Raw genomic sequence first — 19,959 nt, forward strand, 5'->3', positions numbered from 1 at the left:
ATGCAGGAAACCGTGCTCAACAAGATTGTTCGTGACAAGGCGCAATGGGTCGCAGCACGACAGCAACAACAGCCGCTGGCCAGCTTCCAACAGGATATCGCCCCCAGCACACGCAGCTTCTACCATGCGCTGCAAGGCACCAGAACGGCGTTTATTCTTGAATGCAAGAAAGCGTCGCCCTCCAAGGGGCTGATTCGCGAAAACTTCGATCCGCTGGAGATTGCCGGGGTGTACCGGGATTATGCATCGGCAATTTCGGTGCTGACCGATGAAAAATACTTCCAGGGCAGCTTCGACTTCCTGCCACTGGTCAGCAAAACCGTGACCCAACCGGTGCTGTGCAAAGACTTTATTATCGATCCGTACCAAATCTACCTGGCGCGCTACTATCAGGCCGACGCCATACTGCTGATGCTGTCGGTTCTCGACGATCAACAGTACCGCCAGTTGGCGGCGGTGGCGCACAGCCTCGACATGGGCGTGCTGACCGAAGTGATCAGCGAAGAGGAATTACAGCGTGCGATTGCGCTGGAGGCCAAAGTGGTCGGCATCAATAATCGTGACCTGCGCGATCTGAGCATCGATCTCGATCGCACTCGCAGGCTGGCGCCGCGCGTGCCGCACGGCGTGACGGTGATCAGCGAATCCGGCATCAACAATTACGGTCAGATCCGCGAGCTTAGCCGCTTCGCCAACGGTTTTCTGATCGGCAGTGCGTTGATGTCGGAAAGCAATCTGCGCTGCGCAGTGCGTCGCGTGCTGCTGGGCGACAACAAGGTCTGCGGGCTGACGCGTGCGCAAGACGCTGCGGCGGCCTATCAGGCCGGTGCCAACTATGGCGGATTGATCTTCGTCGGCCGTTCACCGCGTTATGTGGACATCAGCCGCGCGCGGGAAGTGATTTCCGGCGCACCGCTCAACTATGTCGGCGTGTTCTGTGATGCGCAGGTGGATACCGTGGCGCAAACCGTTGAGCGCCTGGGTCTGAAGGCCGTGCAGTTGCACGGCGCGGAGGATCAGGCCTACATCACCACGCTGCGCGCCAAACTGCCATCCTCATGCCAAATCTGGAAAGCGCTAAGCGTGAAAGACCGTGTACCGGCTCGTGAGCTGCAACAGGTTGACCGCTATCTGCTGGACAACGGCGCCGGCGGCACCGGCCAACGCTTCGACTGGAGTGTGCTGCACGGAGAGGATCTCGACAACGTGATGCTGGCCGGCGGCCTGAGCGCCGACAACTGCGTCGAAGCCGCGCAACTCGGCTGTGCCGGCCTGGATTTCAATTCCGGCGTTGAAAGCACGCCTGGCATCAAGGATGCCGATCGTATCGCCGCGGTGTTCCAGACGCTGCGTGCCTACTGATGACGATATTTAACCAAGATAATTGACGGGAAACATAATGACGCTGCTTAACCCCTACTTCGGTGAATTTGGTGGTATGTACGTACCGCAAATTCTGATGCCGGCCCTGAATCAATTGGAAGAAGCCTTCGTCAGCGCCCAGCGCGACCCTGAATTCCAGGCTGAATTTATCGATCTGCTGAAAAACTACGCTGGGCGCCCAACGGCGCTGACGCTGTGCAAAAACCTGACCGCTGGCACCAACACCAAGTTGTATCTAAAGCGCGAAGACTTGCTGCACGGCGGCGCGCATAAAACCAACCAGGTGCTGGGACAGGCGCTGCTGGCCAAACGGATGGGCAAAACGGAAATCATCGCCGAAACCGGCGCCGGTCAGCACGGTGTAGCCTCGGCGCTGGCCAGCGCCCTGCTCGGTTTGAAGTGCCGCGTATACATGGGCGCCAAGGACGTCGAACGCCAATCGCCAAACGTGTTCCGCATGCGGCTGATGGGCGCCGAGGTCATCCCGGTACACAGCGGTTCTTCTACGCTGAAAGACGCCTGCAACGAAGCGTTGCGCGACTGGTCCGGCAGCTACGACACCGCGCACTACATGCTCGGCACCGCCGCCGGTCCGCACCCGTATCCCACCATCGTGCGTGAATTCCAGCGGATGATCGGCGAAGAGACCAAAGCACAGGTGTTAGAACGCGAAGGACGTCTGCCCGATGCGGTTCTGGCCTGCGTCGGCGGCGGTTCCAATGCCATCGGCATGTTCGCCGACTTTATCGACGAAACCAGCGTCGGCCTGATCGGCGTAGAACCGGCGGGTCTCGGGATCGAAACCGGTCAGCATGGCGCGCCACTGAAGCATGGCCACGTTGGCATCTATTTCGGCATGAAGGCACCGATGATGCAAACCGCCGAAGGACAGATCGAAGAGTCGTACTCGATTTCCGCCGGGCTGGATTTCCCTTCCGTCGGGCCGCAACATGCCTATCTTAATAGCATCGGCCGTGCGGAGTACGTTTCAATCACCGACGACGAAGCGCTTGATGCGTTCAAGGCGCTCTCCCGTCATGAAGGCATCATTCCGGCCCTGGAATCTTCCCACGCGCTGGCCCACGCGCTGAAAATGATCCGTGAAACGCCGCAAAAAGAGCAGATTCTGGTGGTTAACCTGTCTGGCCGCGGCGACAAGGACATATTTACCGTTCACGATATTTTGAAAGCACGGGGAGAAATCTGATGGAACGTTACCAGCAACTGTTCAAGCGCCTGGAAAGCCAACGTGAAGGTGCTTTCGTGCCCTTCGTCACGCTGGGCGATCCCAATCCGACGCTGTCGCTGCAAATTATCGATACCCTGATCGAAAACGGCGCGGATGCGCTGGAACTGGGCATCCCGTTTTCCGATCCGCTGGCCGATGGCCCGACGATTCAAAGCGCCGCGCTGCGGGCATTTGCCGCCGGCGTAACGCCAACCCAGTGCTTTGAAATGCTGGCGACCATTCGCCAAAAACACCCGGAGATACCGATTGGTTTGCTGATGTACGCCAATCTGGTGTTCCATAAAGGGATTGATGCGTTTTATCAGCGCTGCGCGCAAGTCGGCGTCGATTCGGTGCTGATCGCCGATGTACCGTTTGAAGAGTCTGCGCCATTCCGCGCTGCGGCGTTGCGACATGATATCGCGCCAATCTTTATCTGCCCGCCGAACGCCAATGACGATCTGCTGCGGGAAATTTCCTCGCACGGCCGTGGCTATACCTACCTGCTGTCGCGTGCCGGGGTGACCGGTACCGAAAGCCGCGCCCAGTTGCCGCTACACCATTTGGTCAACACGCTGCGTGAATACCGCGCTGCACCACCGCTGCAGGGGTTCGGCATTTCCGAACCGTCACAGGTGCGTGATGCATTACAGGCCGGTGCCGCCGGCGCGATTTCCGGGTCTGCAATAGTTAAAATCATTGAACAGCACCAGCAACAACCGGCCGAGATGCTCGCCAGACTGGGCGCGTTCGTCAGTGAAATGAAGGCAGCTACCCGCAGCTAAGTGCAAAAAACACGGCGCGCATTTGAACTCATTCGCGTCTTGTCACACAATAGATTGTGTCCGTAGTTTCAACAAAAATAACATTGCATGGAGAGTAATTTATGAAGCTATTCAAAACCCTTTCAGCCCTGTGTGCGGCGGCGGTGATGGCGATGGCGGTAAGCGCCTGTGCGCCGACGGCAACCTCTGAAGGGACTGGCGGGTATATTGATGACACGGTTGTGACGACAAAAGTAAAATCAGCGCTGCTGGCAGACAAATCGATCAAGTCGACTGAAATCAGCGTAGAAACCTTCAAGGGGCGAGTGCAGTTGAGCGGCTTCGTAAGCTCTAGCGCCGATGCCAACCGCGCTGTGCAGGTAACGCGCGGCGTGGCCGGTGTGAAATCGGTTGAAAACGTTATGCAGGTCAAGTAACGATGCCGACAGGGGAGCCGGACGGCTCCCCTGTTTCAGGCATCACGGTTATCAGAAGCGATAACCGGCACCGAACATGAACACCCACGGATCAAGACGCGTATCAATGCTGTGATGCTCACCGGCGGCATCATCAAAGCGAACTTTTGTTTCGATATTCATCCACCATACCGACATGTTCAACATCCAGTGCTCGTCCAGGTTGTAATCCAGACCGGCCTGAGCCGCCACGCCCCACGAGTCTTTCAGGCTCAGATTGCTCAACCCGGCGCCCTTGCCATTGTCATTGAACTTTTCGTCAAAGAAAGTGGTGTAGTTGACACCTACCCCGAGATACGGACGCAGTTTATCCTGCCGATCGCCAAAATAGTATTGCGCCATCAAGGTTGGCGGCAGTTGATGCACCGTGGCGATGTCACCGTTGACGGCTTTGCCGTTCAGCGACACCTTATGGCGAAACGGCGTGGCTGCCAGCAGCTCGATACCGATATTGTCGGTGGCCATATAGCCGAAGGTCAGGCCTAACTGGGTATTATTATCCGCCTTGAACGATCCCTGCCCCAGCACGTCATCCGAACCGGTTGTCGGACGCACCGTTGCGGTACCCGCACGGAACAGGAAATCACCCGCTTGATGCGCACTTGCCACCATCGGGGCCATCATAGCCGCCAATACCACCAGAGTTGTCTTTTTCATTATCCATTCCATTAGTGTGGTTTACAGACTCGACGAATATACCTACTACAGGGTATTTATGATCCAATCGAGATCACATCTTATGTGTAAATAAATTAATTCCTACCAAAAACAAGGTTACTTAACTGGTTAATAAATCAAGAATTGATCTGAATCAAAAAACGCAGAGAGCCGCCAACAGAGTGAAACGCAAAATTTCAGTTGCCAAAAATCAGGCGACTGGGTAGTTTCTTCGCTTCATGTTGGTTTTGGTTGGTGGCCGTAAGGAGTCGGTGGGCAATCAAGATGAGCGAAATACTCAATCCCTGTGTCAGTTGTGGCGCCTGCTGCGCCTATTTTCGAGTGTCATTCTACTGGGCTGAAGCCGATGACGGCGGCGGCATCGTCCCTTCACCACTTACCGAGCCGTTAACCCCGTTCCTGCGTTGCATGCAGGGGACCAATAGCAAGTCCCCACGATGTACCGCGCTGGATGGCGAGATCGGCACCGCAGTGTCCTGTTCCATCTATCTTAATCGGCCTTCGCCCTGTCGGGAGTTTGATCAATCCGGAGAAAACGGTATCCGCAACGAAGCCTGCGATCGGGCTCGCGCACGTTATGGCCTGCCGCCGCTGCCGGTTGCCATGCCGTTATCGCTGCCGCAAACCACAATCGTCGAAGAAATCAGCGTCATGTCACTTGCGGGGTGCCACAGTGAGCCGGAACAAGGTACAATCGCCCACTGATTTGTCTCTGTTCTCGACGCCAAGGAGTCTGCATGCCTATCACGGCTAACACATTGTACCGTGACAGTTTTAACTTTTTCCGTAATCAGCTGGCCAGCATCTTGCTGATGGCACTGCTGACCGCGTTCATTTCGGTATTGCTTAATCAGGTTTTCAGCCCTGATGCCGAGCAGTTGAAGATTTTGACCGCAACGGAAAGCGATTTTGCCACATCCGCAGGGATGGGTATTCAGGACATCATTCAGCAAATGACGCCTGAACAACAAATGGTGTTGCTGAAAGTATCGGCTGCCGCCACCATCTCGGCATTGGTCGGCAATGTGCTGTTGGTTGGCGGTATGCTGACGCTGATTCGCCTGGTGTCACAAGGCCAGCCGGTCAGTGCTCTACGTGCCATCGGCGCGGCAGCACCGGAATTACCGCGACTGTTGCTGCTGCTGTTCATCTGTACCCTGGTGATCCAGCTTGGCCTGACGCTGTTCGTGGTGCCGGGAGTGATTCTGGCCATCGCATTTTCTTTGGCGCCGGTGATAAGCTCTGCCGACAAGAAAGGCGTGTTCGCTTCGTTGAAACTGAGCGCCAAGCTGGCCTTCGCCAATGCACGGGTGATCGTGCCGGCGATGATGCTGTGGCTGGCGGCCAAATTGCTGGTGCTGTTCCTGGTCAGTCATCTGTCGGTGCTGACCCCGAACGTCGCCAGCGTAGTGCTGACCGCACTGAGCAACCTGGTTTCTGCACTGTTGCTGATTTACCTGTTCCGTTTGTATATGCTGCTGCGCGGCTGATAAACAACAGAGTTGTACCAGGGCACGCCACGGCGTGCCCTTTTTATTTATTGCGCCAGATTGCACCCCATAGCACAACAACGGCGCTCGCCCTGCCCGCTCTCCGGCCAGGTTGCCTGCACATACACCATTGGTAACGACGGACGCCGGCATTGAAGCAGTGTCGGAAAATGCCATTGCGTAACCGATGCTGTCACGCCGCACGCTCCGACTATGATTACGCGTATCATGCGGCCGGTATCATCGGCGGCGACGCTAGGTAAATTCATGCAAATTCTTGCCAAACCGGCAGAAATTCTGCCGCCAAACGCCGATAATCGACAGTTTGCCGTGGTACACAGATCTGACCGAATCCGGTATAGTCGACCGATGAATAGATGATGGATTGATTTATGAAGCAGTTTCTTGATTTCCTCCCGCTGATTGTTTTTTTTGCTTTTTACAAGCTCTACGATATTTATGTCGCCTCCGGGGCGCTGATCGTCGCCACCGCGCTGGCGCTGGTCTTCACCTGGGTTAAATACCGCAAGGTCGAGAAGATGACGCTGATCACCTTCGTGATGGTGGCGGTGTTCGGCACCCTGACGCTGGTATTCCATAACGATTTGTTTATTAAATGGAAGGTCACGGTCATTTATGCACTGTTCGCACTGGCATTGCTGGTAAGCCAACTGGTGCTGAAGAAGCCGCTGATCCAGCGCATGCTGGGTAAAGAGCTGACGCTGCCACAAGGGGTGTGGAACAGCCTCAATCTGGCTTGGGCGCTGTTCTTCCTGGCCTGCGGTCTGGCCAATATTTACGTCGCCTTTTGGCTGCCGCAAAGCGTCTGGGTCAATTTCAAAGTGTTTGGCCTGACCGCATTGACGCTGGTGTTCACCTTGCTGAGCGGCGTCTATATTTATAAGCACATGCCAGAAGAACAGAAAAAATAGTTACAAATTTGTTAATGCCCGTCGCCGTTGCTGCGGGCAGTATAATGTGATCCATTTCTCAAAAAGCAGACAGCTATGACACAACAACGACCTTTACCCAGTGGAGAACTGGTACTGCGCACGCTGGCGATGCCGGCGGATACCAACGCCAACGGCGATATTTTTGGTGGCTGGCTGATGTCGCAGATGGATATCGGTGGTGCCATTCAGGCGAAAGAGATTGCCGAGGGCCGGGTGGTTACGGTTCGCGTTGATGGTATGACCTTCCTCAAGCCCGTCGCCGTCGGGGACGTGGTGTGCTGTTACGCGCAATGCATCCGCACCGGTCGCAGTTCCATTACCATTAACGTCGAAGTCTGGGTAAAGAAGGTTTCTTCCGCGCCGATCGGTCAACGCTATCGCGCTACCGAAGCGGTATTTACCTATGTTGCGGTCGATGACGAAGGTAACTCGCGCGCATTGCCGGATGGGAAGCGCAACTTCCGCGTCGGTTTTGCCGAATAACCTGACTGCCGTCAGCAAAAAGGGTCGCGATAATCGCGACCCTTTTTTATTGCGGCTGAGCAAGAATCAGTCGAGTGAAGCGCTGCCATCCAGTTTAAACTGAATGTTGACGATAAGATCCTTGCCCTCTTTGGCTTCATAGCGCCATCTGCGCATCGCCTGCTTCACTTCCCGCTCAAACATGTTGCGCGGTTGCGCTGACAAAATGCGCACGTTGCTGAGACGGCCATCGCTGTCTACGTCAAACTGCACTCTGACCCGCCCTTCTATCTGCAACGCTTGCGCGCGCGCTGGGTATAACGGTGCAACACGGTTCAACGGTTTCGGCCCCAGATTGCGCGAGTTGCCGGTCACCGGTGCGGTTGGAGCCTGTTTCACCGGCGCTTTGGCAACAGGTTTGGCCGGCGCATCGTTTTCAAACGGCGATGGTTCACGCGGTTCTGCCTTCTTCGGTTCGCGCTTTAGCGGTTTTTCGACCTTTGGCTTGGGTTTTGGTTTCGGCTTGGGCTTCACCGGCTCCGGTTTTGGAATCGCCTTGGGTAGCGGTGGCGGTTCGGGAATCGGCTCTGGTTCTGGCTCAGGTTCTGGCTGTACCTCCGGCTCCGGTTCCGGCTGTGCGGGAGCCGGCGGCGGCGGTTCGGCCAACGCGGCGGTGTTGACCATCATGACGCTGATAGGCGCGTCCTCCGGTTTCGGCAAATCCATCACTTCCTTGACCGACGCATAGAGCAACGCGGCAACCAAGGCACTGTGCAAGCCAACGGAAAGGACAATCGGCACTGACAAACGGCGAATAAGGAACATCTTTTTTAGCGGCATAATGATTCTGTTTCCTCTGGTTCGCCAAGTTTAAATGCAAATAGCAATCATATTCAATAACGAAAGACAAACTATCGCTTCAATCGGCATGTTTCGGCGTTTTGCGTCGCATCGGCCCCAAAAACATTAACTTTTCATTCGCTTTTTTTGCTAGCAATACACCTGTTTTTAACCTTGATGACGCGGATTCAACACGATAAAAAACCCGCCGCAGCGGGTTGTTCTACCAGTTCGTTCGGCTTATTCATCATCGCCGTAATACAACACGCCAAGCTTGATCAATGGCCGTCCCTGCGCCTTGCGATGCAGGTTGGTATCACGCAGGGAATAAACGCAGCCGCAGTATTCCTGCTGGTAGAACCGCTCGCGTTTGCTGATCTCGATCATCCGTGAGGCGCCGCCCTTTTTACGCCAGTTATAGTCCCAATACACCAGTTCGGGATACGGCGCAGCCGCGCGAATACCGCAGTCGGTGATTTGCTGCATGTTCTTCCAGCGGGATATGCCGAGCGAACTGGAAATGGTGTCATAACCGTGTTCATGGGCATACAGCGCCGTGCGCTCAAAGCGCATGTCAAAACACATGGTGCAGCGGATACCGCGTTCCGGTTCGTTTTCCATGCCCTTGGCACGGGCAAACCAATTGTCGGTATCATAGTCAGCATCAATAATCGGCACCCCATGCTGCTGAGCGAAACGAATGTTTTCCTCTTTACGCAGCAGATACTCTTTCTGCGGATGAATATTCGGGTTATAGAAGAAAATGGCGTAATCGATGCCGGATGCCTGTATCGCTTCCATCACTTCACCCGAGCACGGCGCGCAGCAGGAATGCAGCAGCAGTTTACGCTTGCCTGCTGGCAGGTGAAGTTGTTCTCTGACCCGTTCCGTCATTTCTCTACCTTTTGGTTAATGGTATCTATCATGCGCTCGGCACTATACGAATAAAGGTTAGTCGCTTCAAGGCATCAGCACCGACTGCGGCAAAAACGGTTTCCTTGACGGCCGTTTTGCGCTACTTTGTTTTTACCGTTGTATGGCAATGATTTTAAAGGTGAAAAATGCTTTATCTGATCTACGCACAAGACGTACCGGACTCGCTGAAAAACCGCCTGTCGGTTCGCCCGGCCCATCTTGCCCGACTGCAGGCACTGCGTGACGAAGGCCGTTTGCTGGTGGCGGGCCCCCATCCGGCGATCGACAGCAACGATCCCGGCGCTGCGGGCTTCACCGGTTCAACGGTGATTGCCGAATTCGCCTCGCTGGCAGCCGCCCAGGCCTGGGCTGAGCAAGATCCCTACGTCGCCGCAGGCGTGTATGGCGAGGTGGTGGTCAAACCGTTCAAACAGGTATTTTAAGCAAAAAAAAGCCAGCGCGGAGGTCGCTGGCCAAGGTCTTCGAGGGAATATTTTGTCCGATTACCTTAGCCGACAGCCATTTCCTTCGCCAGCTATCAGTGCGATAGGCAGGCGCTGGCGTTGAGTTATTCTTCCGTGGCCGCAAGGAGATAGCGCTGTATATCGGCAAACATCGCCTCCCACTGTTGCTGGTCGATCTCCATCAGGCCAAAAAATCTCAGCATAAACGCCCCTTCGGTGGCCAGGAAAGCCAGACGGGCGCGTTTGCCCTGCTCGCTGGTGACATCCAACGACTCAATCCGCCCACGGTACCATTCGCGGGTGCTATCAAGATGTTGCGGTGTTTGTATCAGCGTAGCCATCAGCCCGGCGGCTTTGGCGCTCGAGGTCTGATCTGAACTGCGCGTCGCCTGCATATGCGCCTGCACCCGGGTCAGCGGCGAGGGGTCGCTGCCGGCTATCTGGGTGAAAACCTCATCATACGCCTTGCCCCAACGTTCAAACATGGCATCAATCAGGGCGTCCTTATTGCCAAAACAGTACTGTACCCCGCCCTTGGAAATCCCCATTGCTTTGGCAACCGAGTCAATGGTTAACCCGGCAGCCCCCTGGCTGGCCACGATCTCTTCAGCAGCATCCAGCACCCGGTCGCGATCGATGCTTCGTTGACGTCCCATTGAGGAATACCTCTTTTCAATACATACGTATGGATTTATATTATAGCCATTACCCGTGGTCGATGGCCATCGGTCAGCTCCCAGCGACGAGAGGGTTCTCGCTGTTTCTGTCAGTAGGACGTTATTATGCATGCAAATAATCGCTGGTTGATCCTGGCGATGGTCTCCACCGCACTTTTTTTGATCATTATCGACATGACGGTACTGTATACCGCCTTGCCGCGCTTAACGCAGGCGCTCGATGCCAGCGCCTCTGAAAAATTATGGATCGTCAACGCTTATCCGCTGGTGGTTGCCGGTCTGTTGCCGGGCGCCGGTATGCTCAGCGACCGCATTGGCCATAAAAAAATGTTTATCGCCGGCTTGCCCGTGTTTGCCCTGGCTTCGCTGTGCGCCGCCTTTTCTGGTCGCGCCGAGGGGTTGATCGCCGCCCGCGCCTTTTTGGCCGTTGGTGCGGCAATGATGATGCCTGCCACCTTATCTATCGTCCGTCACGTGTTTAGCGAACCACGCGAGCGCGCCCTGGCAATCGGCATCTGGGCTGCGGTGGCATCCGGCGGTGCGGCGGTCGGTCCGGTAGTTGGCGGCATGTTGCTGGAGTATTTCTGGTGGGGGTCTGTGTTCCTGATCAATGTACCGGTGGTGTTAACGGTATTGCCCTTCGCCTGGTGGCTGATCCCGCACTGCGGCGGTGGCAATAAACGCCCCTATGACATCATTGGCTCACTGCAAATCATGCTCGGTCTGGTTGGCGCCATTTACGCGCTGAAAGAGCTCAGTAAAAGCCAACCGTCCCTGTTCGCCCTGGCCTGTGCCGGCGCGCTGGGCATACTGTTCCTGACGCTGTTCGTGCGACGTCAACGGCGAGCCGAATATCCAATGATCGACTTCACGCTGTTTCATAACCGGTTGTTCGCCGGTGGCGTGTCGGTGGCTATTCTGTCGATGGTGGCCCTGGTCGGCGTCGAACTGGTGTTAAGCCAACGTTTACAGCTGGTCAACGGCCTGACGCCGTTGCAGGCCGGGCTGTTTATTTTGCCGATCCCACTGGCATCGGCGTTGGCCGGACCGCTGGCGGGTCTGCTGCTGCCGCGCTACGGTGAGCCACACCTGATTCTGAGCGGGTGTGTCATGACCACCGTCGCCTTTGTCGGCCTGGTGTTGTGCTATCAGTCATCGCCGCTGTGGCAACTGGCTTGGCTGTTTGTTGCCGGTTTTGGTCTGGGGGGCGCGATTACCGCCGCGTCAACCGCCATCATGCTCAACGCCCCGGAAGATAAATCCGGCATGGCGGCGTCGATTGAAGACGTTGCCTACGAATTGGGCGGCGTATTGGGTGTGACGTTACTGGGGGGAATGATGACGGCAATCTATAGTCACAGTCTGCAGTTGCCGAACGACATGCCGGTATCCAGTCTGGCGTATGACAGTCTGGATGAAGCACTGCGTCTGGCATCGGCGTTGAGCTCGCAACAGGCCACTCAACTGGTCGACCTGGCGCGTGCCGCCTTCGATCGGGCCTTTGTTGCCGTGTTGACGGCAGCCGCGCTGTTGATGGCGCTGGGAAGCGCAGCACTCAGCTACATGATGCGCAAATAAATTGGCAAACAGTCCCCGCAGGGACTGTTTTAGTCTTACCATTCGCAGGATACGGTAAACAGTAACGCCCGGCGGTGCTGATCGTCCAATCGCCGCCGCACGCGAATAATATGCCGGTAATGACATGACTGACGCTCCAGCCAGCGGTGCCTACGGCGTTGACTCTGTCGCAACATGCGCCAACGACCTACTTCATTTCTACTGCGTCTCATAATTACTTCGCCACTTCTGCTTTCGATACCAACCGCCGGCATTATAGACCTTTCTGTCGACGATCCAAGTCGGACGTCGCTCAGTCTCGCCGTTGCCAATAGAAACAAAAGTAACGTTTTTGCTTTCGCCAAGTGCCTTAAGGCAATCACATTTATGTCACTTAACCGTTGGGAAAAGGTTTCCCCTTTTCCGTTCTGTGCGTACACTCATCGTTGGTGGTTTGCGAACGGGATTTTTCGCCTTTATGACAACATTTTATACCGTAATCAGTTGGCTCATGGTATTCGGCTACTGGCTGCTCATTGCCGGTGTCACGCTGCGTATTTTGATGAAGCGTCGCGCGGTGCCTTCTGCCATGGCGTGGTTGCTGATTATCTACATTCTGCCGTTGGTCGGCATCGTCGCTTATTTATCGTTTGGTGAATTACACCTGGGTAAACGGCGGGCCGAGCGCGCCAAGGCCATGTGGCCATCGACCGCCCGCTGGCTTAATGAATTAAAAGAAAGTCGGCGAATTTTCGCCACCGAATACAGCGAAGTGGCACGTCCACTGTTTCAACTCTGCGATCGCCGCCAGGGCATCGACGGCGTCAAGGGCAATCAGTTGCAGTTACTGACCACCACCGACTCCACGTTGAAGGCGCTGATCCGTGATATCGAACTGGCTCGTCACAACATCGAAATGGTGTTCTACATCTGGCAACCGGGCGGTCTGGTCGATCAGGTCGCCGAATCCTTGATGGCCGCTGCGCGCCGTGGGGTTCATTGTCGTGTGTTGCTGGACTCCGCCGGCAGCGTGCAGTTCTTCCGTAGCCCCTATCCCGGCATGATGCGCAACGCCGGCATTGAGGTGGTCGAAGCGCTGAAGGTCAACCTGCTGCGCGTTTTCCTGCGTCGTATGGATTTACGCCAGCACCGTAAAGTGGTGCTGATTGACAACTATATTGCCTATACCGGCAGTATGAATATGGTCGATCCGCGTTACTTCAAACAGGATGCCGGCGTTGGCCAATGGATTGATCTGATGGCGCGTATGGAAGGCCCGGTAGCCACCACCATGGGAATTGTCTACGCCTGCGATTGGGAGATTGAAACCGGCCGGCGCATTCTACCGCCGCCGCCGGACATGAACATCATGCCGTTTGAGCAGGAAAGCGGCCACACCATTCAGGTGATCGCCTCCGGACCAGGTTTCCCGGAGGAAATGATCCATCAGGCGTTGCTGACCGCGGTGTACTCCGCCCGTGAGCAGTTGATCATGACCACCCCCTATTTCGTCCCGAGCGATGACTTGCTGCACGCCATATGCACCGCCGCGCTGCGCGGCGTCGAGGTCAGCATTATCGTGCCGCGCGACAATGATTCGATGATGGTACGCTGGGCCAGCCGCGCGTTCTTTTCCGAGTTGCTCGAAGCCGGGGTAAAGATTTACCAATTCGAAGGCGGCCTGCTGCATACCAAAAGCGTGCTGGTCGACGGCCAACTGAGCCTGGTCGGCACGGTGAACCTCGATATGCGCAGCCTGTGGCTGAATTTTGAAATCACCCTGGTGATTGACGATGACGGTTTCGGCAGCGATCTGGCTTGCGTACAGGATGATTACATCGCCCGCTCCAGGCTGCTGGAAGCCCGGCAGTGGCTCAAGCGGCCGTTTTGGCATCGTATTGTCGAACGACTGTTTTACTTTTTCAGTCCGCTGCTGTAAATGGCATGGCGGGCGTGGTTTAATAACGCCAAATCATTTGTTATCGGGATTTTTTTATGGATTTGAATAACCGCCTTACTGAAGACGAAACGCTGGAACAGGCATATGACATATTCCTGGAGCTGGCCGGCGACAATCTGGATCCGGCGGATATTCTGCTGTTCAATCTACAGTTTGAAGAACGCGGCGGTGCAGAACTGTACGACCCGGCTGAAGACTGGCAGGAACACGTCGATTACGATCTGAATCCGGATTTCTTTGCCGAAGTGGTTATCGGCCTGGCTGACGCCGACGGCGAACCGATCAACGATGTGTACGCCCGCGTATTGATCTGCCGTGAAAAAGATCACAAGCTGTGTCACATTCTGTGGAAAGAATGATCGCCGCTGGCGCATAAAAAAACCTGCCGATGGGCAGGTTTTTTGTTTTTAGCTGCGGGTTACAGCGGATCGACCTTCAGGCACGACACCGCATGCCGGAAGCTACCCTCCAGCAGCGGCCGCGTTTTGGCGCACTCCGGCCCGGCAATCGGACAACGGGTGCGGAATACACAGCCGGACGGCGGATTGATCGGTGACGGCAACTCCCCCTCCAGCAGTTGGATCTGCTTGACCTGCTCCTTGTCCGGATCGGGGATCGGCACCGCCGACATCAGCGCCTTGGTGTAAGGATGTTGCGGGTTCTGATATACCTCATCGTAGGTGCCCAGTTCCACCGCGTGGCCAAGATACATCACCAGCACCCGGTCGGAAATATGCTTCACCACCGCCAGGTCATGAGCGATAAAGATCAATGACAGACCCATTTCACGCTGCAGCTGCTGCAACAGATTCACCACCTGCGCCTGGATCGATACATCGAGGGCAGAAACCGGCTCATCGCAAATCACCAGTTTCGGTTCCAGTATCAAGGCTCGCGCGATGCCAATACGCTGGCACTGGCCACCGGAGAACTCATGCGGATAACGGTTGATCAGGTTCGGCAACAGCCCGACCTTTAACATCATCGCCTTGACCTTGTCCTTTACTTCCTGGCGCGGCATCTTCGGATAGTAGGTACGCAACGGCTCGGCGATGATTTCGCCAATGGTCATCCGCGGATTGAGCGATGCCAGCGGATCCTGAAAAATCATCTGAATATCGCTGCGGGTTTTACGCCAGTCAGCGTCGTTCATCCCGAGCAGATCCTTGCCCAGCCATGCCACCTTGCCGCTGGTGGCTTTTACCAGGCCGATCAGCGCACGGGCGAACGTTGACTTGCCGCAACCGGATTCCCCCACCACGCCCAGCGTTTCCCCTTCGAACAGGCGCAGCGTCACGCCGTCAACTGCCTTTAGCGTTTTCGGCGGCTGCCAGAACCACTGTTTGTCATCATGAATGTCGAAGTGCACCTTCAGATCGGCGACCTCAAGCAGAACTTTCTTGTCGGTTGCAGTATTCATACCAACGCCTCCCGCGGTTTGAAGCAGGCGCGCAAGCGCCCTTCGCCAAATTGCTCCAACGGCGGAGCACTGGCGCACTGTTCCATGGCATACGGACAACGCGGCTGGAACGGGCAACCTTTCGGCAAGCGCAGCAGATTGGGCGGATTACCGGGAATGGTCATCAAGGATTCGCCTTCCGCATCCAGGCGCGGCACCGCATTAAGCAGCCCAATCGAGTACGGATGGCTCGGGTGATAAAACACATCGCGCGCGCTGCCGTACTCCATGGTACGACCGGCATACATCACCAGAACCTTGTTACAGATACCGGCCACCACGCCCAGATCGTGGGTGATCATGATAATGGCGGTGTTGAATTCACGTTTCAGATCGTTTAGCAACGTCATGATCTGCGCCTGCACCGTAACGTCCAATGCGGTGGTCGGTTCATCGGCAATCAGCAGTTTTGGCCGGCACAGCAACGCCATGGCAATCATTACACGCTGACGCATACCACCGGAAAACTCGTGTGGATACATACGCATGCGCTTACGCGCCTCCGGCATTTTCACCGCATCAAGCATTCGTACCGACTCTTCGAACGCTGCGCTTTTGCTCATGTTCTTATGCAACATCAGCACTTCCATCAGCTGTTCGCCGACGCGCATGTACGGATTGAGCGAAGTCATCGGATCCTGAAAGATCATCGAGATTTCTTCTGCCCGCAGCTTGTTGAGCTGGTTTTCCGGCAGATTGAGTATTTCACGGCCGTTGAACCTGGCGGAGCCGTCGATGCGGCCATTGCTGGCCAACAATCCCATCAGCGCGAATGCCGTCTGTGATTTGCCGGAGCCGGATTCACCGACGATACCCAGCGTTTCGCCGGCGCGCAGATCAAAGTTCAGGTCGTTGACCGCCGTCACATCGCCGTCCGGTGTGGCGAAGGTGACGCGCAGATCCTGCACATCCAGCAGCAGCGGAGTTGCCGCCGTGTCCCGGGTTTGCAGTTGCGGGTTTTCAATGGTGCTCATGGTGGCACTCCTTAACGATCTTTCGGGTCGAGGGCATCACGCAGACCATCGCCGATAAAGTTGAAACAAAACAGAGTGACAACCAGGAAGCCGGCCGGGAACATCAGCAACCACGGTGAAACTTCCATCGAGTTGGCGCCGTCGCTCAATAACGCCCCCCAGCTGCTCAGCGGTTCCTGCGTGCCCAGCCCCAGGAAGCTGAGAAACGATTCGAACAGGATCATGCTTGGCACCAGCAGCGACGCATACACCACCACTACCCCCAGTACGTTCGGCACGATATGGCGCAGCACGATATTACGGGTTGATACCCCGCCCACCAGCGCCGCTTCAATAAATTCCTTACGCTTGAGGCTCAGCGTTTGTCCGCGCACGATACGCGCCATGTCCAGCCACGACACCATACCGATCGCCACGAAGATCAACAGGATATTCTGGCCAAAAAAGGTCACCAGCAGGATGACGAAGAACATGAACGGGAAGGAGTTGAGGATCTCGAGCAAACGCATCATCACCGAGTCGGTCTTGCCGCCCAGGTAGCCGGAAAGCGAGCCGTACAGCGTGCCGACGATCACGGCCACCATCGCCGCGGCTACCCCGACCATCAACGAAATGCGCCCGCCGATTGCCACTCGCACCAACAGGTCACGGCCAGAGGAGTCGGTACCGAAATAGTGGCCAGACTCGATGCTCGGCGCAGCCGACATCATCGCCCAATCGGTATCGTCATAGGTAAATTGTGACAGCCAGGGCGCCACGATCACGAATAGCGTGATCAGTGCCAGCACGAACAGGCTGCCGACCGCCGCCCGGTTGTGTATGAAACGACGACGTGCGTCTTGCCATAGGCTACGCCCTTCCACTTCCAGCTTTTCGCTGAAATGCTCCAGAGCTTCGCTGTTCTTTTTAGTCAACATCATTGGCGTGCTCCAGCTTAATAACGAATTTTCGGATCGATAACGGCATATAGCACGTCAACGATCGCATTGAACAAAATGGTCAGGCCGCCGACCAGAATGGTCAGGCTCAGCACCAGCGAGTAATCGCGGTTCAATGCGCCATTAACGAACAGCTGGCCGATGCCCGGCAGACCATATATGGTTTCAATCACCATCGAACCAGTGATAATGCCGACAAACGCCGGCCCCATATAAGACAGCACCGGCAGCAGCGCCGGTTTCAGCGCGTGGCGGAAGATAATGCGGTGCATTGGCAGGCCTTTGGCGCGCGCGGTACGGATAAAGTTCGAATGCAGCACTTCAATCATCGAGCCGCGGGTGATACGCGCGATGCTGGCGATATACGCCAACGACAGCGCCACCATTGGCAGGATCATGAATTTCAGCGCCCCACCGTTCCAACCACCGCCCGGCAACCATTTCAAGGTGATGGCGAACACCAGCACCAATAGCGGCGCCACCACAAAGCTGGGTATTACCACCCCGGTCATGGCAAACCCCATCACCGTATAATCCCATTTGGTATTCTGCTTGAGCGCGGCAATAACCCCGGCGCTCACGCCAAACAACACTGCCAAAATAAACGCCGCTGCCCCCAGTTTGGCCGAGACCGGGAATGAACTGGCAACCAGATCGTTGACCGAATAATCTTTGTATTTAAATGACGGGCCAAAGTCACCCTGCGAAAGCTGCAATAAATAATGGCCGTACTGTTTCCAGATCGGGTCATTCAAGTGATATTTCGCTTCAATGTTTGCCAACACTTCCGGCGGTAATGCGCGCTCACCGGTGAACGGGCTGCCGGGAGCCAGACGCATCATGAAGAATGAAATGGTAATAAGGATAAATAACGTCGGGATCGCCTCTAACAGGCGTCGAAGTATAAATTTCAGCATTGCCCTAACCCTGTGCTCCAGCCTGATGACGGCTTATTATTTTGACTGGACCGCAGACAATCGCCCGCGGCCCTCACCGTATCAATGCTTAATGATGTACAGATTTTTGTCGTACACGTTGTCCAACGGATCCTTACCGGTATAGCCGCCCACGTAAGGCTTCACCAGACGGGCGTTGACGTAGTAGTAGACCGGTACGATAGCCGAATCCTTGTCCAGTTGAACTTCGGCCTTCTGGTACAGCGCGGCGCGTTCTTCTTTGGTTTTCGCCGTCAGCACGTCGGTCATCAAGCGGTCAAAGGTTTCGCTCTTGTAATGTGGGGTATTACTGCTGCTGTCCGACAGCATCATGTTCAGGAAGGTGCTCGGCTCATTGTAATCGGCACACCAGCCGGCACGCGAAACGTCGTAATTACCCTGATGTCGGGTATCCAGGAAGGTTTTCCACTCCTGATTGACCAGTTTGACGTTGACGCCCAGGTTCTTCTTCCAGATTGACGCTGCGGCAATCGCCAGCTTCTTGTGCAGATCGGAGGTGTTATACAGCAGATTGAAGGTCAGCGGCTTGTCCGGGCCATAGCCGGCTTCCGCCAGCAGTTTCTTCGCTTCTTCGTTACGTTTTTCCTGCGTCCAGCCGAACCATTCCGGCGGCGTCAGCTTGGCGCCATCGGTGTACGGCGGGGTAAAGCTGTAGGCTGGCAGATCGCCCTGATTTTTCACCTTGTGGACGATAATGTCGCGATCCAGCCCCAGTTTCAGCGCTTCGCGCACTCGCGCATCGGTAAATGGCGCTTTCTGGTTGTTAATCTCGTAGTAGTAAGTGCACAGGTACGGATCCACATGCACTTCCTGCGGAATGTCTTTTTTCAGCTTCTGGAACAGTTCAATCGGCATGTTGTTATAGGTCATGTCGATTTCGCCAGTGCGGTAGCGGTTAACATCGGTAACTTCCGATGAAATAGGCAGGAACGTGACTTTATTAATGATGGTTTTCGCGTTATCCCAATATTCCGGGTTACGTTCCAGGACGATGCGTTCGTTGACGACCCAATCTTTTAATTTATACGCGCCATTGCTGACGTAGTTCTGCGGCAGAGTCCATTTTTCGCCAAATTTTTCTACCGCGTCTTTGTTCACCGGTTTCATCGCGTAGTGCGGCGTCATTTCAACCAGATACGGCACCGGCTCGGTCAGCGTAACCTGGAAGGTGTGATCGTCAATCGCCTTGACGCCCAGCGTCGATTTGTCTTTTTTGCCGGCGATAATGTCATCAACGTTTTCTACATGGGCATATTGCAGGTAACTGGCGTATGGCGATGCGGTTTTCGGATCAACCACGCGCTGCCAGCTGTAGACGAAGTCTTGCGCCGTCACCGGTTGGCCATTTGACCATTTGGCATCTTTGCGCAGGTGGAAGGTCCACACTTTGTAATCTTTATTATCCCAGCTTTCCGCCACGCCAGGTTCGACTTCACCGTTTACGCCGTTGTTGGCCAAACCTTCAATCAAATCGCGGGTGACGTTATTTTCCGGTACCCCTTCGATTTTGTGCGGATCCAGCGATTGCACTTCCGAGCCGTTATTCTTGACGATCTCTTGCTTCTCTGCCAGTTGTACCCCTGCCGGCACCACCGCGGCAAACGCACTGCCGGCGGTGGTGATGCCCAGCGCGGCCATAATGCCGGCAGCCAGTAGTGTTTTTCTCGTGATGTTGGTCATTGATCTACTCCAGTTTATTATTATCACAGGCCAATCGGTGCACCCGCGTTGCCCATTTGTCAGGCCTGTTGATCCGTCGCCGCGGAACGAATGCGGCATCCGGCC

At 55.5% G+C, this 19,959-nt stretch carries 22 protein-coding genes; 12 read left to right on the forward strand and 10 right to left on the reverse strand.

The window, feature by feature from the left end; genetic code table 11:
- The 4 genes from trpCF to AC2AXP_RS07550 all read left to right on the forward strand — a co-directional run bounded on the left by trpCF (position 1) and on the right by AC2AXP_RS07550 (position 3,812).
- Complete coding sequence (gene trpCF / locus AC2AXP_RS07535; RefSeq protein ID WP_198773986.1) at positions 1-1,362, forward strand: bifunctional indole-3-glycerol-phosphate synthase TrpC/phosphoribosylanthranilate isomerase TrpF; 1,362 nt, start codon at positions 1-3, stop codon at positions 1,360-1,362.
- 34 nt (positions 1,363-1,396) lie between these two features.
- A complete protein-coding gene (gene trpB, locus AC2AXP_RS07540) occupies positions 1,397-2,590 on the forward strand; it encodes a tryptophan synthase subunit beta (protein ID WP_088499925.1) in 1,194 nt (397 codons plus the stop codon).
- Positions 2,590-3,396, forward strand: a complete 807-nt coding sequence (gene trpA / locus AC2AXP_RS07545; protein ID WP_004962419.1) for a tryptophan synthase subunit alpha — start codon at positions 2,590-2,592, stop codon at positions 3,394-3,396. The genes trpB and trpA overlap by 1 nt, the downstream gene beginning before the upstream one ends.
- Positions 3,397-3,497: 101 nt before the next feature.
- Complete coding sequence (locus tag AC2AXP_RS07550) at positions 3,498-3,812, forward strand: BON domain-containing protein (protein WP_004962417.1); 315 nt, start codon at positions 3,498-3,500, stop codon at positions 3,810-3,812.
- A 51-nt stretch (positions 3,813-3,863) separates the two neighbouring features.
- Here AC2AXP_RS07550 and ompW read toward each other — a convergent pair whose 3' ends face one another.
- A complete protein-coding gene (gene ompW, locus AC2AXP_RS07555; RefSeq protein WP_088499705.1) occupies positions 3,864-4,508 on the reverse strand; it encodes an outer membrane protein OmpW in 645 nt (214 codons plus the stop codon).
- Positions 4,509-4,793: 285 nt separating this feature from the next.
- On the opposite strand from ompW, the gene AC2AXP_RS07560 reads away from it, so the two are divergent.
- The 4 genes from AC2AXP_RS07560 to yciA all read left to right on the forward strand — a co-directional run bounded on the left by AC2AXP_RS07560 (position 4,794) and on the right by yciA (position 7,455).
- Positions 4,794-5,234 carry a YkgJ family cysteine cluster protein gene (locus AC2AXP_RS07560; protein ID WP_004962412.1) on the forward strand — a complete coding sequence of 147 codons (441 nt, stop codon included), beginning with the start codon at positions 4,794-4,796 and terminating at the stop codon, positions 5,232-5,234.
- Between the two features lie 32 nt (positions 5,235-5,266).
- Positions 5,267-6,019: a YciC family protein gene (locus AC2AXP_RS07565; protein ID WP_004962411.1), complete on the forward strand. Its 753-nt coding sequence runs from the start codon at positions 5,267-5,269 to the stop codon at positions 6,017-6,019.
- Positions 6,020-6,411: 392 nt separating this feature from the next.
- Entirely contained in the window at positions 6,412-6,951 is a 540-nt protein-coding gene (locus AC2AXP_RS07570; RefSeq protein WP_102991013.1) for a septation protein A, read from the forward strand.
- A 75-nt stretch (positions 6,952-7,026) separates the two neighbouring features.
- Positions 7,027-7,455: an acyl-CoA thioester hydrolase YciA gene (gene yciA, locus AC2AXP_RS07575; RefSeq protein ID WP_039992056.1), complete on the forward strand. Its 429-nt coding sequence runs from the start codon at positions 7,027-7,029 to the stop codon at positions 7,453-7,455.
- 66 nt (positions 7,456-7,521) lie between these two features.
- Here yciA and tonB read toward each other — a convergent pair whose 3' ends face one another.
- Positions 7,522-8,274 carry a TonB system transport protein TonB gene (gene tonB, locus AC2AXP_RS07580; RefSeq protein WP_004962407.1) on the reverse strand — a complete coding sequence of 251 codons (753 nt, stop codon included), beginning with the start codon at positions 8,272-8,274 and terminating at the stop codon, positions 7,522-7,524.
- A gap of 240 nt (positions 8,275-8,514) precedes the next feature.
- A complete protein-coding gene (locus tag AC2AXP_RS07585; RefSeq protein ID WP_039992054.1) occupies positions 8,515-9,168 on the reverse strand; it encodes an epoxyqueuosine reductase QueH in 654 nt (217 codons plus the stop codon).
- A gap of 167 nt (positions 9,169-9,335) precedes the next feature.
- Here AC2AXP_RS07585 and AC2AXP_RS07590 point away from each other — a divergent pair, with 167 nt between their 5' ends.
- Positions 9,336-9,632 (forward strand): YciI family protein, encoded by a 297-nt coding sequence (locus AC2AXP_RS07590; RefSeq protein WP_004962405.1) that lies wholly within the window; start codon positions 9,336-9,338, stop codon positions 9,630-9,632.
- Positions 9,633-9,757: 125 nt separating this feature from the next.
- Here the strand turns inward: AC2AXP_RS07590 and AC2AXP_RS07595 are convergent, their stop codons facing one another.
- Complete coding sequence (locus AC2AXP_RS07595; RefSeq protein WP_004962404.1) at positions 9,758-10,309, reverse strand: TetR/AcrR family transcriptional regulator; 552 nt, start codon at positions 10,307-10,309, stop codon at positions 9,758-9,760.
- A 126-nt stretch (positions 10,310-10,435) separates the two neighbouring features.
- Here AC2AXP_RS07595 and AC2AXP_RS07600 point away from each other — a divergent pair, with 126 nt between their 5' ends.
- The gene (locus AC2AXP_RS07600; RefSeq protein ID WP_004962396.1) at positions 10,436-11,908 is read left to right on the forward strand and encodes an MFS transporter; all 1,473 of its coding nucleotides are present in this window, start codon (positions 10,436-10,438) and stop codon (positions 11,906-11,908) included.
- Positions 11,909-11,943: 35 nt separating this feature from the next.
- Here AC2AXP_RS07600 and AC2AXP_RS07605 read toward each other — a convergent pair whose 3' ends face one another.
- A complete protein-coding gene (locus tag AC2AXP_RS07605) occupies positions 11,944-12,120 on the reverse strand; it encodes a YciY family protein (protein WP_071586710.1) in 177 nt (58 codons plus the stop codon).
- 245 nt (positions 12,121-12,365) lie between these two features.
- On the opposite strand from AC2AXP_RS07605, the gene cls reads away from it, so the two are divergent.
- A complete protein-coding gene (gene cls / locus AC2AXP_RS07610; protein ID WP_004962391.1) occupies positions 12,366-13,826 on the forward strand; it encodes a cardiolipin synthase in 1,461 nt (486 codons plus the stop codon).
- Positions 13,827-13,882: 56 nt separating this feature from the next.
- On the forward strand, positions 13,883-14,206 hold the full coding sequence (locus AC2AXP_RS07615) for an HI1450 family dsDNA-mimic protein (RefSeq protein ID WP_004962388.1): 324 nt from the start codon (positions 13,883-13,885) through the stop codon (positions 14,204-14,206).
- A gap of 59 nt (positions 14,207-14,265) precedes the next feature.
- Here AC2AXP_RS07615 and oppF read toward each other — a convergent pair whose 3' ends face one another.
- The 5 genes from oppF to oppA form a co-directional block, all read right to left on the reverse strand.
- Positions 14,266-15,267, reverse strand: a complete 1,002-nt coding sequence (gene oppF, locus AC2AXP_RS07620; protein WP_004962386.1) for a murein tripeptide/oligopeptide ABC transporter ATP binding protein OppF — start codon at positions 15,265-15,267, stop codon at positions 14,266-14,268.
- Positions 15,264-16,280 carry an ABC transporter ATP-binding protein gene (oppD, locus tag AC2AXP_RS07625; RefSeq protein WP_004962382.1) on the reverse strand — a complete coding sequence of 339 codons (1,017 nt, stop codon included), beginning with the start codon at positions 16,278-16,280 and terminating at the stop codon, positions 15,264-15,266. The genes oppF and oppD overlap by 4 nt, the downstream gene beginning before the upstream one ends.
- 11 nt (positions 16,281-16,291) lie before the next feature.
- A complete protein-coding gene (gene oppC, locus AC2AXP_RS07630) occupies positions 16,292-17,200 on the reverse strand; it encodes an oligopeptide ABC transporter permease OppC (protein ID WP_004962380.1) in 909 nt (302 codons plus the stop codon).
- Between the two features lie 14 nt (positions 17,201-17,214).
- Positions 17,215-18,135 (reverse strand): oligopeptide ABC transporter permease OppB, encoded by a 921-nt coding sequence (gene oppB / locus AC2AXP_RS07635; RefSeq protein ID WP_004962376.1) that lies wholly within the window; start codon positions 18,133-18,135, stop codon positions 17,215-17,217.
- An 81-nt stretch (positions 18,136-18,216) separates the two neighbouring features.
- A complete protein-coding gene (oppA, locus tag AC2AXP_RS07640; RefSeq protein ID WP_198773981.1) occupies positions 18,217-19,854 on the reverse strand; it encodes an oligopeptide ABC transporter substrate-binding protein OppA in 1,638 nt (545 codons plus the stop codon).
- Between the last annotated feature and the right edge of the window lie 105 nt (positions 19,855-19,959).

The sequence above is a fragment of the Serratia sp. Sp408 genome (genome assembly GCF_057180665.1).

What these genes read in the sequence shown, in the direction of transcription:
- cls (WP_004962391.1), top strand. Translation starts at nt 12,366, where the DNA reads ATGACAACATTTTATACCGTAATCAGTTGGCTCATGGTATTCGGCTAC.
- yciA (WP_039992056.1), top strand. Translation starts at nt 7,027, where the DNA reads ATGACACAACAACGACCTTTACCCAGTGGAGAACTGGTACTGCGCACG.
- AC2AXP_RS07595 (WP_004962404.1), bottom strand. Translation starts at nt 10,309, where the DNA reads ATGGGACGTCAACGAAGCATCGATCGCGACCGGGTGCTGGATGCTGCT.
- oppC (WP_004962380.1), bottom strand. Translation starts at nt 17,200, where the DNA reads ATGATGTTGACTAAAAAGAACAGCGAAGCTCTGGAGCATTTCAGCGAA.
- AC2AXP_RS07585 (WP_039992054.1), bottom strand. Translation starts at nt 9,168, where the DNA reads ATGACGGAACGGGTCAGAGAACAACTTCACCTGCCAGCAGGCAAGCGT.
- AC2AXP_RS07565 (WP_004962411.1), top strand. Translation starts at nt 5,267, where the DNA reads ATGCCTATCACGGCTAACACATTGTACCGTGACAGTTTTAACTTTTTC.
- AC2AXP_RS07615 (WP_004962388.1), top strand. Translation starts at nt 13,883, where the DNA reads ATGGATTTGAATAACCGCCTTACTGAAGACGAAACGCTGGAACAGGCA.
- oppF (WP_004962386.1), bottom strand. Translation starts at nt 15,267, where the DNA reads ATGAATACTGCAACCGACAAGAAAGTTCTGCTTGAGGTCGCCGATCTG.
- AC2AXP_RS07570 (WP_102991013.1), top strand. Translation starts at nt 6,412, where the DNA reads ATGAAGCAGTTTCTTGATTTCCTCCCGCTGATTGTTTTTTTTGCTTTT.
- AC2AXP_RS07605 (WP_071586710.1), bottom strand. Translation starts at nt 12,120, where the DNA reads ATGAGACGCAGTAGAAATGAAGTAGGTCGTTGGCGCATGTTGCGACAG.
- oppA (WP_198773981.1), bottom strand. Translation starts at nt 19,854, where the DNA reads ATGACCAACATCACGAGAAAAACACTACTGGCTGCCGGCATTATGGCC.
- oppB (WP_004962376.1), bottom strand. Translation starts at nt 18,135, where the DNA reads ATGCTGAAATTTATACTTCGACGCCTGTTAGAGGCGATCCCGACGTTA.
- ompW (WP_088499705.1), bottom strand. Translation starts at nt 4,508, where the DNA reads ATGAAAAAGACAACTCTGGTGGTATTGGCGGCTATGATGGCCCCGATG.
- trpCF (WP_198773986.1), top strand. Translation starts at nt 1, where the DNA reads ATGCAGGAAACCGTGCTCAACAAGATTGTTCGTGACAAGGCGCAATGG.
- AC2AXP_RS07550 (WP_004962417.1), top strand. Translation starts at nt 3,498, where the DNA reads ATGAAGCTATTCAAAACCCTTTCAGCCCTGTGTGCGGCGGCGGTGATG.
- AC2AXP_RS07560 (WP_004962412.1), top strand. Translation starts at nt 4,794, where the DNA reads ATGAGCGAAATACTCAATCCCTGTGTCAGTTGTGGCGCCTGCTGCGCC.
- AC2AXP_RS07600 (WP_004962396.1), top strand. Translation starts at nt 10,436, where the DNA reads ATGCATGCAAATAATCGCTGGTTGATCCTGGCGATGGTCTCCACCGCA.
- tonB (WP_004962407.1), bottom strand. Translation starts at nt 8,274, where the DNA reads ATGCCGCTAAAAAAGATGTTCCTTATTCGCCGTTTGTCAGTGCCGATT.
- AC2AXP_RS07590 (WP_004962405.1), top strand. Translation starts at nt 9,336, where the DNA reads ATGCTTTATCTGATCTACGCACAAGACGTACCGGACTCGCTGAAAAAC.
- oppD (WP_004962382.1), bottom strand. Translation starts at nt 16,280, where the DNA reads ATGAGCACCATTGAAAACCCGCAACTGCAAACCCGGGACACGGCGGCA.
- trpA (WP_004962419.1), top strand. Translation starts at nt 2,590, where the DNA reads ATGGAACGTTACCAGCAACTGTTCAAGCGCCTGGAAAGCCAACGTGAA.